At 72.4% G+C, this 14,436-nt stretch carries 16 protein-coding genes and 1 pseudogene; 13 read left to right on the forward strand and 4 right to left on the reverse strand.

Annotated elements, in window-relative coordinates:
• Positions 1-440: 440 nt before the first annotated feature.
• Positions 441-1,517 (forward strand): cellulose binding domain-containing protein, encoded by a 1,077-nt coding sequence (locus AAH991_RS14665; RefSeq protein WP_346226350.1) that lies wholly within the window; start codon positions 441-443, stop codon positions 1,515-1,517.
• A gap of 344 nt (positions 1,518-1,861) precedes the next feature.
• Here AAH991_RS14665 and AAH991_RS14670 read toward each other — a convergent pair whose 3' ends face one another.
• Positions 1,862-2,776: an SDR family oxidoreductase gene (locus tag AAH991_RS14670; RefSeq protein WP_346226351.1), complete on the reverse strand. Its 915-nt coding sequence runs from the start codon at positions 2,774-2,776 to the stop codon at positions 1,862-1,864.
• A 117-nt stretch (positions 2,777-2,893) separates the two neighbouring features.
• Between AAH991_RS14670 and AAH991_RS14675 the strand changes: the two genes are divergently transcribed.
• Both AAH991_RS14675 and AAH991_RS14680 read left to right on the forward strand, forming a co-directional pair.
• Positions 2,894-3,106 (forward strand): EF-hand domain-containing protein, encoded by a 213-nt coding sequence (locus AAH991_RS14675; RefSeq protein ID WP_346226352.1) that lies wholly within the window; start codon positions 2,894-2,896, stop codon positions 3,104-3,106.
• Between the two features lie 71 nt (positions 3,107-3,177).
• Positions 3,178-4,332, forward strand: coding sequence for a PucR family transcriptional regulator (locus AAH991_RS14680; protein ID WP_346226353.1), 1,155 nt, complete (start codon positions 3,178-3,180; stop codon positions 4,330-4,332).
• Positions 4,333-4,348: 16 nt separating this feature from the next.
• On the opposite strand, the gene AAH991_RS14685 is transcribed toward AAH991_RS14680, so the two are convergent.
• Entirely contained in the window at positions 4,349-5,473 is a 1,125-nt protein-coding gene (locus AAH991_RS14685) for an NAD(P)/FAD-dependent oxidoreductase (protein WP_346226354.1), read from the reverse strand.
• Between the two features lie 99 nt (positions 5,474-5,572).
• On the opposite strand from AAH991_RS14685, the gene AAH991_RS14690 reads away from it, so the two are divergent.
• On the forward strand, positions 5,573-6,226 hold the full coding sequence (locus tag AAH991_RS14690) for a helix-turn-helix domain-containing protein (RefSeq protein ID WP_346226355.1): 654 nt from the start codon (positions 5,573-5,575) through the stop codon (positions 6,224-6,226).
• A gap of 3 nt (positions 6,227-6,229) precedes the next feature.
• Here the strand turns inward: AAH991_RS14690 and AAH991_RS14695 are convergent, their stop codons facing one another.
• On the reverse strand, positions 6,230-6,949 hold the full coding sequence (locus AAH991_RS14695; protein ID WP_346226356.1) for a nucleoside/nucleotide kinase family protein: 720 nt from the start codon (positions 6,947-6,949) through the stop codon (positions 6,230-6,232).
• 92 nt (positions 6,950-7,041) lie between these two features.
• On the opposite strand from AAH991_RS14695, the gene AAH991_RS14700 reads away from it, so the two are divergent.
• From AAH991_RS14700 to AAH991_RS14725, 6 genes are all read left to right on the forward strand, one after another.
• Positions 7,042-8,208, forward strand: a complete 1,167-nt coding sequence (locus AAH991_RS14700) for a homogentisate 1,2-dioxygenase (protein WP_346226357.1) — start codon at positions 7,042-7,044, stop codon at positions 8,206-8,208.
• Positions 8,205-9,296: a fumarylacetoacetase gene (fahA, locus tag AAH991_RS14705; RefSeq protein ID WP_346226454.1), complete on the forward strand. Its 1,092-nt coding sequence runs from the start codon at positions 8,205-8,207 to the stop codon at positions 9,294-9,296. The genes AAH991_RS14700 and fahA overlap by 4 nt, the downstream gene beginning before the upstream one ends.
• Before the next feature lie 38 nt (positions 9,297-9,334).
• On the forward strand, positions 9,335-10,567 hold the full coding sequence (locus AAH991_RS14710) for a L,D-transpeptidase (RefSeq protein ID WP_346226358.1): 1,233 nt from the start codon (positions 9,335-9,337) through the stop codon (positions 10,565-10,567).
• Positions 10,568-10,613: 46 nt separating this feature from the next.
• The gene (locus tag AAH991_RS14715) at positions 10,614-11,048 is read left to right on the forward strand and encodes a VOC family protein (protein WP_346226359.1); all 435 of its coding nucleotides are present in this window, start codon (positions 10,614-10,616) and stop codon (positions 11,046-11,048) included.
• 93 nt (positions 11,049-11,141) lie between these two features.
• Positions 11,142-11,573, forward strand: coding sequence for an NfeD family protein (locus AAH991_RS14720; protein ID WP_346226360.1), 432 nt, complete (start codon positions 11,142-11,144; stop codon positions 11,571-11,573).
• Between the two features lie 2 nt (positions 11,574-11,575).
• Positions 11,576-12,670 (forward strand): SPFH domain-containing protein, encoded by a 1,095-nt coding sequence (locus AAH991_RS14725; RefSeq protein ID WP_346226361.1) that lies wholly within the window; start codon positions 11,576-11,578, stop codon positions 12,668-12,670.
• 278 nt (positions 12,671-12,948) lie between these two features.
• Here the strand turns inward: AAH991_RS14725 and AAH991_RS14735 are convergent.
• A pseudogene (locus AAH991_RS14735) lies at positions 12,949-13,065 on the reverse strand (FAD-dependent monooxygenase); the annotation flags it as partial.
• Between the two features lie 393 nt (positions 13,066-13,458).
• Here AAH991_RS14735 and AAH991_RS14740 point away from each other — a divergent pair.
• Genes AAH991_RS14740 through AAH991_RS14750 form a run of 3 tightly spaced genes read left to right on the forward strand, consistent with a single transcriptional unit; the run spans position 13,459 to position 14,395 of the window.
• Positions 13,459-13,749, forward strand: coding sequence for a hypothetical protein (locus tag AAH991_RS14740; RefSeq protein WP_346226455.1), 291 nt, complete (start codon positions 13,459-13,461; stop codon positions 13,747-13,749).
• On the forward strand, positions 13,653-14,213 hold the full coding sequence (locus AAH991_RS14745; RefSeq protein WP_346226362.1) for an MFS transporter: 561 nt from the start codon (positions 13,653-13,655) through the stop codon (positions 14,211-14,213). Before AAH991_RS14740 ends, AAH991_RS14745 begins: the two co-directional genes overlap by 97 nt.
• Positions 14,210-14,395: a hypothetical protein gene (locus tag AAH991_RS14750; protein WP_346226363.1), complete on the forward strand. Its 186-nt coding sequence runs from the start codon at positions 14,210-14,212 to the stop codon at positions 14,393-14,395. The genes AAH991_RS14745 and AAH991_RS14750 overlap by 4 nt, the downstream gene beginning before the upstream one ends.
• Positions 14,396-14,436: the final 41 nt, after the last annotated feature.

A 14,436-nucleotide genomic window follows, 5' to 3' on the forward strand; every position in this document is an offset into this window, starting at 1 on the left:
CGGGTTTGCCGAGCGGGGAAAAAGAAAGGCCGGGCCTCGCGGCCCGGCCCTTCTCAGGACGTGTCTCAGCCGTGGCTGGTCACCAGCAGCGCGATGCCGACGAGGATGACGACGGGAATCAGCCACACCACGACCTCGCCGAGGAACTCCTTGTACATGGGGACCGATCCTCTCGGTGACGTGCGAAAAGTAGACCGACGTGCAGCATATTCGGTCGTGCGGCCAGGTGGAACCCGGCATCGCCGCAGGCGATGAACCAGGGGACGGCGTGCCCGGAGTGCCCCCCGAGACCGGTCGGGGACGCGACCGCCGCCCGGTCGATTCATCCGTTGAAACGTACATACATCCCCGCTGGTCAGGGCTTTTGCCGCAGCTCGTCCCTGGGCGGGGCGGCGGGCCGCTCTCTACCATCGCGCCGGACAGCACGAGGGAGAGACGCGATGTCGAAGAGAAGTGCGGTGATGGCGGCCCTGCTCCTGGTGCTCGGGCTGCTCGTCGCCCGGCCCGCCGAGGCGGCCACGGTGCGGATCATGCCCCTGGGCGACTCGATCACCGGATCGCCCGGCTGCTGGCGCGCGCTGCTGTGGAACAAGCTGCAGAACGGCGGCTTCACCGACGTCGACATGGTGGGCACGCTGCCCGCGCAGGGTTGCGGGGTGCCGTACGACGGCGACAACGAAGGCCACGGCGGCTTCCTCGTCACGAACGTCGCCGACCAGAACCAGCTGCCGGCCTGGCTCTCGGCGACCCGTCCCGACATCGTGCTGATGCACTTCGGCACCAACGACGTGTGGAGCAACAGGCCCACCGCCACGATCCTCGCGGCGTACGGCAAACTCGTGGACCAGATGCGGGCGAGCAACCCGAACATGAGGATCCTCGTCGCGCAGATCATCCCGATGAACCCGAGCACCTGCCCCGAGTGCGCCCAGCGGGCCGTCGCGCTGAACAGCGCGATTCCGGGCTGGGCCGCCTCGAAGACCACGGCGGCCTCGCCGATCGTGGTCGTCGACCAGTGGACCGGCTTCAGCACGAGCGCGGACACCTACGACGGCGTCCACCCCAACGCGAGCGGCGACCAGAAGATGGCGGACAAGTGGTATCCCGCTCTGTCGGCGCTGCTCGGCGGCGCGCAGCCGTCCCCGAGCCCCGGGTCCCCCAGCCCCAGCCCCAGCGTGAGCCCGTCGGCGTCGCCCTCCGCGCGTCCCAGCCCCTCCGGCTGCGCCGCGACCTACAAGATCACCAACCAGTGGGGCGGCGGCTTCCAGGGTGAGGTCACGGTCAAGAACACGGGCGCCGCCGCGATCAGCGGCTGGACCGTGACCTGGACCTACGCCAACGGGCAGCAGGTCACCCAGGCGTGGGGCGGCAAGGCCACGCAGAGCGGGGCGAGCGTGACGGTCAAGAACGAGAGCTGGAACGGCTCCCTCGGTGCCGGCGCGAGCACGACCTTCGGCTTCATCGCCTCCTGGAACGCCGCCAACGCCGCCCCTGCGCCCGGCTGCATCGCCGCCTAGTCTCGCCCTGCCGCATCGCCTCTTGGAACGCTGCCAACGCCGCCCCTGCGCCCGGCTGCACGGCCGCCTAGTCTCGCGCTGCTGCATCGCCGCGTCGCCGAGCCCGCCGGGCCGCTCTCGGCGTGGCGGGCCGCCGAGCCGGCCGGGCCCGCCGCCTCCGCGACCAGCGGCGGCGTCGCGGACACGGGCGTGACCTGTGACCGGAAGCGGGAGGGGGCCACGGGCCGTGCGCTGGGTGGCGGGCGGCACCGGCGCCGGGGTCCACATCGAGCGGACCCCGGCACCGCCATCTTCGGCACGGGTTCGTGCACCCCACCTGGCGAAGCGGCGCGGCGGCTTCCGTGTCAGCGGTAACCGGTCACGTCGGCGGGGAGGCCGGGGTCCTGCACCTCCACCATGTATCGCCAGCAGTCCGGCCGGCTGCCGTCCACGTCGGTGAAGCCGTACACCTGAGCCAGTTGCCCGCTGGACAGCGACTGCCCGTTCCAGCGGCTCGCCTCCGGGTCGGCGGCCAGGGCCGCCACCGCGCGTCCGACGAAGGCCGGGGTCTCGGAGATGGCGAAGTGCGGCTGCGTGGCCAGCGCGTCACGCCAGTTGGCCTCCGTCACGCCGAAGTGCTCCAGCATGAGCTCCGAACGCAGCCAGCCCGGCGTGAGCGAGACCGCGGTCGCGCCGTGCGGCGCCAGCTCCTTGGCCTGGCCGAACGCCATGCGGTTCACGGACGTCTTCGCGAGATCGTAGAAGAACGAGACGCGGTAGTTGGCGGCGTTGTACTCCGCCGTGCCGTCGGTGACCTCGACCACCAGGCCGCCCGGCTTGCGGATCAGCAGCGGCAGGGCGTAGTGGCTGGTGATGATGTGCGTGTCGATCGCCAGCCGCAGGATGCGCAGGCCGTCGTCGAGCGAATGCTCCCAGAGCCGGTCCTTCCAGCTGAACAGCAGCTCGCCGCCCCAGATGTCGTTGACCAGCACGTCGAGCGCGCCCTGCTCGGCGTCGATCCGCTCGACGAGGGCCCGCACCTGCTCGCGGTCGAGGTGGTCCACCGGCACGGCGATGCCCCGCCCACCGGCGGCGGTGACCAGCTCGGCCGTCTCCTCGATCGTCTCCGGCCGGTTCATCTCCGAACGCCGCTCGCGGGTGCTGCGGCCCGTCACGTAGACCGTCGCCCCCGCGGCGCCCAGCTCGACGGCGATGCCGCGGCCCGCGCCCCGGGTCGCCCCCGCGACCAGTGCGACCTTCCCCACCAGGCTGCTTGTCATGACCGCCATGCTGGCAGACGCCACCGACAGAAACGGCTCCCGCCGGTTGGCCGCGATCTCTGGGGGCAGCGACTGCTTTCAGCTAGTGTGCTGATCGCGATCCCGGAGGAGGACGGCATGAGCGAATATGCGGCGACTTTTCAACTTATCGACGTCGATGGGGACGGGCGAATTTCCGCCGAGGAGCTCGTACGCCTGATGGAGGTGCTCGGCCGGCCGCTCACGCCGGAAGGCGCGCAGAGCGCGATCGACAAGGTCGACGCCGACCGCGACGGCCTGATCGACCTGGAGGAGTTCGGCGCCTGGCTGAGCGGGCACAGCGGACACTGAGTAGGCGCTGAGCGGGCACTGAGCGGGGCGCTGAGCGGACGCTGAAGGGCGACGACGAGTTCTGGGACGCGGTGCCCGCGGGCGTCGCGAGGCTGCTGCGTCCCCGCATGGGCGACGTCGCGGACCGGATGATCGCGGAGATCCAGCGGCGGGTGCCCGAATACGCCCGCCCGGCGGACGAGGTCTACATCAAGGTCCTGCGGCTGTCGGTCAACCAGGCGCTGCGGGGGTTCCTCGAACGCATCGAGAACCCGCGGGCGCCGTGGGATCCCGAGGTCTTCCGGACGATCGGCAGGGGCGAGGCCGCCGAGGGGCGCGACCTGGAGCCCTTCCAGACCGCGATGCGGCTGGGCGCGCGGGTGGCGTGGCGGAGGCTCACCGAGCAGTCCGAGCAGCTGGGCCTCGACCCGCGGACGCTGTACGACCTGGGCGAGGCCATCTTCGTCTACCTCGACCAGCTCGCCGACGCCGCGGCGGAGGGCTTCGCCGAGGCGCGGGCGCACGCCGCCGGCGAGATGGAGCGCCGCCGCCGGAGGCTGCTCGACCTGCTGCTGACCCGGCCCGCGGCCCCGCCGGAGGCCGTCGCCGACCTGGCCAGGGCGGCCGGCTGGCGGCTCCCCCGCACGGTCGCGGGGGTGGCCCTGGAGGAACCCGACGGCGGTCCTCCGCTGCCGGTGCTGCCGCCGGACGTGCTGGCCGGGCTCGACCGCAACTGCCCGTGTCTCGTGGTGCCGGACCCCGGCGGCCCCGGGCGGGTGCAGGCGCTGGAGAGCGCCCTGCGCGGCCGGCGGGCCGCGATAGGCCCCGCCGTGCCGATCGCCGCCGCCGCCGACTCGCTCGGCTGGGCGAGGGAGGCCCTCGACCTCGGCACCCGGGGCGTCCTGCCCCGGCAGGGCCTGCTGCGCTGCGCCGACCACATGGCGACGCTGGTCGTCTTCAAGGACGAGGACCTTGTGGCCGCGCTGGCGGAGGTGCGCCTCGCGCCCCTCGCCCACCTGCGCCAGACTCAGCAGGACCGCCTGGCCGAGACCCTGCTCGCCTGGCTGCGCCACGGCCGGGGCGTCGCCGAGGTCGCCGCGGCGCTCCACATCCACCCGCAGACCGTGCGCTACCGGCTGCGCCAGATCGAGCAGCTGTACGGCGACGCCCTCGCCGACCCCGACGTCCGGTTCGAACTGGAGATCGTCCTGCGCGCCCGGCAGGCCCGGCAGAACCCGCCGGGATAGGGAGTGCCCGCTCTCCCTACGGCATGGTGCCGCCGCTGGTGCGCAGGCCCCGGGCCGCCGGCCGCTCGTGCAGGCCGAATCGCGCGTCCGGCTCCCGCCGGTCGTCGAGGATCTCCGCGACGTAGCCGGCCAGGGCCGGGGCGTGCTTGAAGCCGTGCCCGGACTCGCCGCCGAGCAGCCAGACGCCGTCCTCGATCTCCGCGATGATCCACTCGGCGTCCCCGGTCAGCGCGTACTGGCAGACCTGGCTGAACACCACCGGCGCTCCCACCAGCGAGGGGAACCGCCTGGCCAGGTAGGAGCGCGCCTGCTCCTCGGTGTGCCGCAGCACCCGCCTGCCGCCGGTCTCCGGGTCGTACGGCTCGCCCTCGGCGTCACCGGTGATCTTCATGCCCATGCCGTCCAGGTCGCCGTGCCCGTACGCCGCCAGGTCGTAGTCGCAGAAGGCGGGCAGCGGCGGCGTGGTCCAGTCCCTGGGCACGCCGAAGTGGAAGGTGTCCTGCCGCGTCACCTGGACGTGTCCCGCCTCGTGCGGGAACAGCCACGGCAGCCACGCGCCGCACGCCCAGACCACCCGGTCCGCCGTCAGCACCTCGCCGTCCGCGACGACGCCGGTTTTCCGCGCGTACGGCACGGCCCGGGCGCGGACCTGCCGGACACCGGCGGCGCCGGCCAGGCGCGCGGTCACCTGCGTCGCCCGCCGGGCCCGCAGCAGTCCGGCGTCCGGCTCCCACAGCACGAAGGCGAGGTCGTCGACCCGCAGGCCGGGGAACCGCCGGGCCGCCTCGTCCGGATCGAGCAGCTCGCGGGGGATGTCCAGCCGCTCCAGGACTTCGGCGCTGCGCGTCTCCCAGCCGTCGGGGTCGCGGGCGAACCACATCAGACCGGACTCGACGTACAGGTCCTCGCCGGTCCTGTCCTCCAGTCGCCGCCAGGCGTCGCGGGCCTGCCGGGCCAGCCGGGGATACCAGTCGTCGGAGCCGTGCGCGCAGCGCAGCAGGCGGGTCTCCCCGGCACTTGCCTGGCGCACGTGCCCCGGCGCGTACTGCTCGACGAGCGTCACCCGCCAGCCCTCGTCGGCCAGCCGCAGCGCCAGCGACGCCCCCCAGATCCCCGCCCCCACCACGATCGCCGACTTCATCCACGCTCCCTGATCGCGACCGGAAACCCACCTCGCACGTAGGCTACGTAACTCGCGGGTTCGGGCCGGCGGTGGCCGGGGGCGGCGATAATCGGGTACATGATGGCGGCCGAGTCGGCGCAGACGCTCGAACGTGGCTTACGGCTGTTGCGGCTGCTCGCCGACGCGAACCGGGGCCGGACACCGACCGAGCTCGCCCAGGAGCTGGGCCTGAGCCGGCCGATCGTCTACCGGCTCCTGACGACCCTGCAGGCCGAGGGCTTCGCCCGGCGGGACGCGCAGGGCCGCGTGCATCTCGGTTTCGGGGTGCTCGTGCTGGCCCAGGCCGTGCATCCCCTGCTGCGGGCGGCGGCGCTGCCGGCCCTGCGCGCGCTCGCGGAGCAGGCGGGGGCGACCGCGCACCTGACCGTGGCCGAGGGTGACGAGGGCCTGGCCGTCGCGGTGGTCGAGCCGTCCTGGACCGACCTCCACGTCGCCTACCGCGAGGGCTCGCGTCATCCGCTGACGCGCGGCGCGGCCGGGCTGGCGCTGCTCGCGCTGCGCCGGGGCCGTACGGATCCGGCGGTGCACACGAGCAGGGGGCACCTCCAGGAGGGCGCGCAGGGGATCGCCGCGCCGGTTCCCGGGCCGCCGTGGCTGGAGGCGTCCGTCGGCGTGGTCAGCTTCGCCGACCTCGACGCGGACAAGGTGGGCCCGCTGGTCCTGGAGGCCGCCGAGCGGCTCGCGACCGCCCTTTCCGAGCCTCCGGGCTGACGGTCACCACTTCAGCAGCCGCGGCTCGGTGAAAACCGTGTTGTCGACGACCACGTCGGCCCGCGCCAGCGGATCGGCCTCGGCGATGTAGATGCGCTCGGCGGGCAGATAGCGGTGCAGGTGCAGCGCCTCGGCCTCGGACCCGGCCCAGTCCCGGTCGCGTTCCGCCCCGCGGCGCACCGAGGTCTCCGGCGTCACCTCCATCCAGACGCGCAGGTCCCAGTACGCGTCGATCTCCGGGCGGAACGCGAACACCCCGTCGACGATCGTGATCGCGCCGGGCGCGGCGGTCGTCCGCACCGACGAGTGGTCCACCTGGGTGAGCGGGTCGATGGAGCACAGCGCGACGTCCCCCGAGCCGCCCGGCCCCGCCGGTTCGAGCAGCAGGGCGATCACCGCGTCGTAGTCGTAGGCGTTCCGGTAGTACCCCTCGCCCGACTCCCGGTCGTACAGGTGCCGGTCACGCCACGGCCGCTTGAAGTCGTCGAGGCTCGCCCGCAGCACGGGGCGCCCCGCTCCGGCGAGGTGCCCGGCGAGCTCGTGGCCGAAGCTCGTCTTCCCGGCCGCCGTGAGCCCGTCCACGCCGACGCGCAGGCGGCCCGTCCCGAGCGCCAGCACGCGTTCGGCCACCCGCCGGACCAGCGCCGTACGCGCGGGGGACACGGGCGCCGGCGTCGGCTGCCGCCAGGTCGAGACGGACAGGTGGATCTCCGCTGTGCTCATGACGCACAGCTTGACATTCCCGGCGTCATGGCGAATCGTCGTACATATATAGGACACTGGCGTCCGATTAACGGACAAGCATGGGAGGTGTCATGCCGTACTACCGCATGGTCGGGGAGGTGCCGCGCAAGCGCCACGTGCAGTTCCGCGCTCCCGACGGCGGGCTGTACAAGGAGGAGCTCATGGGAGAGGAGGGCTTCTCCTCCGACTCCTCGCTGCTCTACCACCGCCACGCGCCCACGGCCATCGTCAAGGCCGAGGCCGTGGACGCGGGAGCGCCCGGCCTGACGCCCAACCTGCCGCTCTCCCCGCGCCATTTCCGCACCCGGGACCTGAGGCCGGAGGGCGACCTCGTCTCCGGCCGGATGCTGCTGGCGGGCAACTCCGACGTCCGCATCTCGTACGCCGCGACGGACGCGCCCAGCGAGCTGTACCGCGACTCGATGGGCGACGAGTGCGTCTACATCGCGAGCGGCCGGGCCCGCTTCGAGTCCGCGTACGGCGCGCTGGACGTGGCCGAGGGCGACTACGTCGTGATCCCGACCGGGACGATCCACCGATGGGTGCCCGAGGGCCCGGTGACCGCGCTGGTGGTCGAGGCGGCCGGGCACATCAGGCCGCCGAAGCGCTACCTGTCCCAGTACGGCCAGTTCCTGGAGCACGCGCCGTACTGCGAGCGGGACCTGCGCGCGCCGGCCGAGCCGCTACTCGTGGACGGCGAGGAGGTCCCGGTCCTCGTCAGGACGCGGGGCGGGCTGACCCGGCTGACCTACGCCCACCACCCGTTCGACGTGGTCGGCTGGGACGGCTGTCTCTACCCCTACGCGTTCAACATCGAGGACTTCGAGCCGATCGTGAAGCGCACCCACGCGCCGCCGCCGGTCCACCAGACGTTCGAGGGCCCGGGCTTCGTCGTCTGCTCGTTCTGCCCCCGGCCGCTGGACTTCCACCCGGAGGCCGTGCCGATCCCGTACAACCACCACAACGTGGACTCCGACGAGTTCATGTTCTACGTGGGCGGCGACTACACGGCCAGAAAGGGGTCGGGGATCGACGTCGGCTCGATCTCGCTGCACCCGGCCGGTTTCACGCACGGCCCGCAGCCGGGCGCGGTGGAGGCCGCCGTCGAGGCCGTGCGGAAGGGCCACACCGAGACGACCGAGATGGCCGTCATGATCGACACATTCCGCCCGCTCGACCTCGGCCCGGCCGCCCTCGCGTGCGAGGACACCGACTACGCGTGGACGTGGGCGAGATGAGCTTCGGGCTCGGCAACCTGCCGTACGGCGTGTTCTCCAGGCCCGGGGAGCCGCGCAGGGTCGGCGTCCGGGTCGGGGACCACGTCCTCGACCTGGCGGCCGCCCTCGGCGGGGACGTCTACGCGGCGCCCAGCCTCAACCCGCTGCTGGCCCTGGGCCGTACGGCCTGGCAGGAGACGCGGGCGCGGGCCCGCGAGGCGGCGGCCACCGGCGACCACCTGGTCCCGCTGACGGAGGTGACCCTGCACCTGCCGGTCGAGGTGGCCGACTACGTGGACTTCTACGCCTCGCTCGAGCACGCGTCGAACCTCGGGCGGATCTTCCGCCCGGACGACGAGCCGCTGAAGCCCAACTGGCGGCACCTGCCCGTCGGCTATCACGGGCGGGCGGGCACCGTCGTCGTCTCGGGGACGCCGATCAGGCGGCCGTGCGGGCAGCGGCCCTCGTTCGGGCCGTCACAGCGGCTCGACATCGAGGCGGAGGTCGGTTTCGTCGTCGGGGTGCCGACGCGGCCCGGCGAGCGCGCCGGCGCGTTCGAGGACCACGTCTTCGGGGTCGCGCTCGTCAACGACTGGAGCGCCCGCGACATCCAGGCGTGGGAGTACGTCCCGCTCGGGCCGTTCCTCGGCAAGTCGTTCGCCACCTCGATGTCGGCGTGGATCACGCCGCTCGACGCCCTGGAGGAGGCCAGGGTCGAGGGCCGGTCGCAGGAACCCGAGCCGCTGCCGTACCTCGCCAGGCAGGCGCCCTGGGGGCTCGACCTCACGCTGCGCGTCGACCTGAACGGCGAGACGGTCTCGACGCCGTCGTTCCGCGACATGTACTGGACGCCCGACCAGATGCTCGCCCACATGACCGTCAACGGCGCCAGTCTGCGCACCGGCGACCTGTTCGCCAGCGGCACCGTCTCGTCGGTCGGGCAGCCGGGTTCGCTCATCGAGCTCACCTGGAACGGCGCGGACCCGGTCAAACTGCCCGGCGAGACCCGGACCTTCCTGGAGGACGGCGACACCGTCACGATCACCGCGTGGACCTCGCACGGGATCAGCCTCGGCGAGGTCTCGGGGAGGATCCTTCCGGCGACTTAGCGTGTTCCTGTCGTCACCCCTCGCTATGTTGGGTGCCCGTGAAGCCACGCACCCCGCCTCCCGCCGCCCGTGCCTTGCTCGCCGTCCGTGCCCTGCTCGCCGTCCGTGCCCTGCTCGCGGTGCTGCTCGTGGTCGCCCCGGCGCTTGTCGCGGGCTGCGCCGTGCGCGTGCCCCCCGCACCGCGCATCCTGATCGCCCCGGCCTCCGGCGCGACGGCGGTCCCGCCGGAGGCGGGCCTGGTCGTCAGCGCGACGGGCGGCAGGCTGACCAGCGTGCTGGCGTTCGCGGGGCGCGACCCCGTGCCCGGCACCTTCGACCCGGCCCGCACCGTCTGGCGGTCGTCGTGGACGTTGCGCCCCGGCACGCAGTACGTCGTCAACGCCGTCGCGACCGGGCCCCAGGGCGTCACCGCCCAGGTCGCGGGCCGGTTCCGCACGCTCACCCCGCGCCGTGCGGTCGCCGTCGCCTCGATCGTCCCCGCCGACGGCGAGACCGTCGGGGTCGGCATGCCGATCATCGTGACGTTCACCGGGGCGGTCGAGGACCGCGCGGCGGTCGAGCGGGCGCTGGAGGTCCGGGGCCCCGCCGAGGGCGCCTGGCACTGGGTGAGCTCCACCCAGGTCGTCTACCGGCCCCGGAAGATGTGGCCGTCCGGCGGCGACGTGCGCCTGACCGCCCATCTCGCCGGCGTCCGCGCCGCCCCCGGCACGTACGGCACCGCCGACCGGAGCGTGGCCTTCACCGTGGGGCGGGCCATGGTCAGCACGGTCGACACCCGCGCCCACGAGATGGTGGTGCGGCAGGACGGCCGGGTGGCCCGGCGTGTGCCGATCAGCGCCGGCATGGCGACCACCAGGGAATACACGACCACGAGCGGGATCCACCTGACGATGGACAAGGGCAACCCCGTCCGCATGGTGTCCCCGGGCCGCCGCAAGGGCGACCCGGGCTTCTACGACAAGCTCATCGACTACGCCGTACGGATCTCCAACAGCGGCGAGTACGTCCATGCGCTGGACAACGTGTGGGCGCAGGGCCGGGTCAACGTCAGCCACGGCTGTGTGAACGTCCACCCCGACCAGGCGCGGTGGTTCTACGAGCACGCGCTGCGCGGCGACCCCGTCATCGTCACCGGCACGACCCGCGAGCTGGAGTGGAACAACGGCTGGGGCTTCTGGCAGCTCTCCTGGCCCCGCTGGCTGGCGGGCAGCGCCCTGCGGCACGACGGCGCGCGCACCCCTTCCCCCGTGACCCCTTCCGCGGCCTCCTGACAGACACGGCCGCACTCGAGTCAGCGGTCTGCATTACGGTCGAGTCATGGCAGCAGTGACGATCGACCTGACTCTCTATTGTGAGAACGCACGGCTCCTCGCCGAGTTCTGGAAGACGGCGCTCGGCTACGTCGACGAGATCCCGGCCTCCCGGTACGGCACCGCCGAGGAGTCGTTCGCGCGGCTCGACCTGCCCACCGGCGGTGCCGACGACGACGGGGCCCTGCTGTGCGACCCCGAGGGAATCGGCCCCCGGCTCTCCATCTTCCGGGTCCCCGGGCGCGGGACGGCGGACAACCGGCTCCACATCGACGTGCGCGTGCCCGGGGAGGGCTCGGCCGCCGACCGGTGGGAGCGGATCAGGGTGGAGGCCGCCCGGCTGGTGCGCGCGGGCGGCACGATCCTGGAGGCCTTCGACGACCACATCCTGATGGCCGACCCGGAGGGCAACGAGTTCCGCGTCACCGCGGCCCCGGCGTAAGGACCTCGCACCCTGGGATGGCGCGGCCGTACGCGTTAGGTTTGAGGAGGAACCGGACCCGAGCGGTGTTCGTTCATTGCTATGGAGGCGGCAATGGACTCCTGGATCGTATGGCTCATATTGGCAGCGGTGCTGGGCGTCGCGGAGATCTTCACGCTGACCGCGGCGTTGGGACTGCTGTCCGTCGCGGCCCTGCTCACGACCGTGGCCGCGGTCGTCGGGCTACCGCCGGCGATCCAGCTCGCCGTGTTCGTCGTCGCTTCCGTCGCCGGCCTCGCCGGGGTGCGCCCGATCGCGCTCCGGCACCTCAAGCAGCCGCCGCCGAAGCGCTTCGGCGTGCCCGCGCTCATCGGCAAGTCCGCGTACGTGACCAAGGAGGTCACGGGCAGGGACGGCCGGGTGCGCATCGGCGGGGAGGAGTGGTCGGCCCGTGCGTACGACGAGACGCTCGTGATCCCGCCAGGGGCCACGGTCGACGTCATAGAGATCGAGGGCGCCACCGCCCTCGTCTATCCCCGGGAGTGATCATGGACGGAGCATTGATCGCCGGACTCGTCATCGCGTTCGTCGCGATTCTGACGGTGCTGCGGGCGGTCCGGATCGTGCCCCAGGCCAGAGCCGGCAACGTCGAGCGCCTGGGCAGGTACTACCGCACGCTGGGCCCCGGCCTGAACTTCGTCATCCCGTACATCGACCGGGTCCGCCCGCTGCTGGACCTGCGCGAGCAGGTGGTGTCGTTCAAGCCGCAGCCGGTCATCACCGAGGACAACCTCGTCGTGGACATCGACACGGTGCTGTATTTCCAGGTCACCGATCCCCGGGCGGCGGAGTACGAGATCGCCAACTTCATCCAGGGCGTCGAGCAGCTCACCGTGACGACGCTGCGCAACGTGGTCGGCGGCATGGACCTGGAGAAGACGCTCACCTCGCGCGACATGATCAACAGCCAGCTGCGCGGCGTGCTCGACGAGGCCACCGGAAAGTGGGGCATCCGGGTCAACCGGGTCGAGATCAAGGCGATCGACCCGCCGAAGACCATCAAGGACGCCATGGAGAAGCAGATGCGCGCCGAGCGGGACAAGCGCGCGGCGATCCTCACGGCCGAGGGCCAGCGGCAGTCGCAGATCCTCACGGCCGAGGGCGAGAAGCAGAGCGCGATCCTGCGCGCCGAGGGTGAGCGCACCTCGCAGATCCTCAAGGCCCAGGGCCAGTCGCAGGCGATCGACGAGGTGTTCCAGGCCGTCCACCGCAACGACCCCGACCCCAAGCTGCTCGCCTACCAGTACCTCCAGGTGCTGCCGCAGCTCGCCCAGGGCCAGGGCAACACGATGTGGGTGATCCCGAGCGAGGTCACCTCGGCACTCAACACGCTGTCGAAGGCGTTCACCGAGTCGCTGCCCGCGAGCCGGGCCACCGTGACCGACGGCAGGGAGCACGAACGGAGGACGGCGGGCGACGCGGCCGTCGCCGAGGCCGAGCGGGCCGCCGCCGAGGCCAGGGCGGCGGCCGAGGACAGCGAGCTGGGACCGCGCCAGATCGAGTCCCGCCGCGCCGATATCGGCACGGACGGCGTCCCGAGCCCCGACCCCGCCCACGCCGTACGCCCCGACGAGCGCCCGTAGTCCGCACCATGTCCAGGTAGGCGGCGAGCTCGTCCGCCGAGGAGGTGGAGACCCCGGCGTACCCGTCCGGCCGGACGAGGGTGTACCGCTCGCCGCCGCGCCGGGCGAGCTTCCAGCCCAGGGTGCAGGCGTCCTGGACGCCGGTGTTGAGACCCTGCCCGCCCGTCGGCGGGTGCTCGTGGACGGCGTCCACGGCCAGGAGGACCCGGCCGGAGCGGTAGCGCGTCGAAGACCTCCAGCGTGCGCGGCCGCAGGCCCTTGCCCTTGGAGCCGGCCGCGGGCTCGGGCGCCCGCTCGACGATCCGGCGGGCGACGCCCCGCCGGGCCAGGCCCACGGCGAGAGTGAGCCCGGCCGGGCCGGCTGCGGCGATCAGTACGTCGGTGTTCTCGTGCATGCCCCGGCCATGCCGGGCCGCTCTGCCGAACCGCTGTCACGCGCCTGCCATGCCTGCCGCCGGGTCGCCCCCCACATCCCCGTGGCGACTGTCATCGCGGTAAGTGAGGAGTGAGTTGACGGGTACCCGATCAGGGGGACTACTGCTGCCGGACACGTGAGGTGGAGGCTTTGACCGGGTGCGAGGACATCTCCGTGGAGGGTGAGCGGCTCCCCGCCGCTTCGCCGAGGCGAGGTGCGCGTACCGGTGCCTGACCGGTTGAGCAGCGGGGTCCCGGCGGGTGGCACGCCCGGCAGGCACGGGCGGAAGGTCGCGGACCCCCGCCGCTGGAAGGCGCTGGCCGTCTGTCTGATCGCCGGTTTCGTCACCTGGTTGGACATCAGCATCGTCAACGTGGCACTGCCCTCCATCCGCATCGCGCTGGACGCTCCGCCGAGCGACCTGCAGTGGGTGGTATCGGGATACGCATTCGCCTTCGGGCTGCTGCTGGTGCCTGCCGGGCGATTCGGTGACACGCACGGCCGGCGCGATGTGTTTCTCTTTCCTTGTTTCGCAGAGGCTCGTATGCCCTCGGAACCCTGCTCGCGATGCTCTACTTCGGCGGATTCACCGCGATCTTTTTCATCATCACCCAGTACCTGCAGGAGGGCTTGCACTATTCCGCGCTGCGAGCGGGCTGGGTGAGCGCGGCATTCGCGCTGGGATCGGCGCTCAGCGCCGCGCTGGGCGGCCGGGTCGTCGCCCGGTTCGGCCGCCCGCTGGTCGTGTTCGGGCTGGTGCTTGTCACGCTCGGACTGGGTGCCACCGAACCCGCCGCGCGGCTGGTTTCCGGGCAGAACGCGGCCTGGGCGATCGCGGCGCCGTTGTTCGTCGCCGGGGTGGGCAACGGTCTGATCGTCTCGCCCAACCAGACGCTGACCTTGTCGGCGGTGCCTGTCGCCGAGGCCGGGGTTGCCGCCGGCGTATTGCAGATGGGACAGCGGATCGGTGCCTCCGTCGGTATCGCGGCGGTGGGCTCGGCTCACGGCATCTACGCGGCGTCGTTCCAGCAAGCACTGCTGGTCAACATCATGTTCGTGCTGGCCGCCCTGGCCGCCGGGATCGCCGACGTGTTCGTCGAGCGCCGCGCTGACCGGCGGTCCGGATGAAGGATTCGGGCAGGACGGCGCAGGAATACCCGAACGGATCATTGGCCGACGACGGCGTCGAGTTCGTCCTGGGTCTCGCGGCGGCCGGCCTCGCCATCGCCTTCAGCGGAGGAGGCGCCCTCGCCGCCGACAACCTGTGGCAGGGCCGCAGGGCGAAGGCCTTGGAACACAAGTCGCGATGACGCCCGCATGACGGAGCGGGCCCTCTCTGGTGCGGGGTCCA

It is taken from the genome of Microbispora sp. ZYX-F-249 (genome assembly GCF_039649665.1).
GTDB classification, from domain to species: domain Bacteria; phylum Actinomycetota; class Actinomycetes; order Streptosporangiales; family Streptosporangiaceae; genus Microbispora; species Microbispora maris.

Coding starts and splice junctions, on each gene's coding strand:
- AAH991_RS14695 (WP_346226356.1), bottom strand. CDS start 6,949: ATGAGCACAGCGGAGATCCACCTGTCCGTCTCGACCTGGCGGCAGCCG.
- AAH991_RS14670 (WP_346226351.1), bottom strand. CDS start 2,776: ATGACAAGCAGCCTGGTGGGGAAGGTCGCACTGGTCGCGGGGGCGACC.
- AAH991_RS14675 (WP_346226352.1), top strand. CDS start 2,894: ATGAGCGAATATGCGGCGACTTTTCAACTTATCGACGTCGATGGGGAC.
- AAH991_RS14745 (WP_346226362.1), top strand. CDS start 13,653: ATGCTCTACTTCGGCGGATTCACCGCGATCTTTTTCATCATCACCCAG.
- AAH991_RS14725 (WP_346226361.1), top strand. CDS start 11,576: ATGGACGGAGCATTGATCGCCGGACTCGTCATCGCGTTCGTCGCGATT.
- fahA (WP_346226454.1), top strand. CDS start 8,205: ATGAGCTTCGGGCTCGGCAACCTGCCGTACGGCGTGTTCTCCAGGCCC.
- AAH991_RS14750 (WP_346226363.1), top strand. CDS start 14,210: ATGAAGGATTCGGGCAGGACGGCGCAGGAATACCCGAACGGATCATTG.
- AAH991_RS14720 (WP_346226360.1), top strand. CDS start 11,142: ATGGACTCCTGGATCGTATGGCTCATATTGGCAGCGGTGCTGGGCGTC.
- AAH991_RS14700 (WP_346226357.1), top strand. CDS start 7,042: ATGCCGTACTACCGCATGGTCGGGGAGGTGCCGCGCAAGCGCCACGTG.
- AAH991_RS14685 (WP_346226354.1), bottom strand. CDS start 5,473: ATGAAGTCGGCGATCGTGGTGGGGGCGGGGATCTGGGGGGCGTCGCTG.
- AAH991_RS14690 (WP_346226355.1), top strand. CDS start 5,573: ATGATGGCGGCCGAGTCGGCGCAGACGCTCGAACGTGGCTTACGGCTG.
- AAH991_RS14665 (WP_346226350.1), top strand. CDS start 441: ATGTCGAAGAGAAGTGCGGTGATGGCGGCCCTGCTCCTGGTGCTCGGG.
- AAH991_RS14715 (WP_346226359.1), top strand. CDS start 10,614: ATGGCAGCAGTGACGATCGACCTGACTCTCTATTGTGAGAACGCACGG.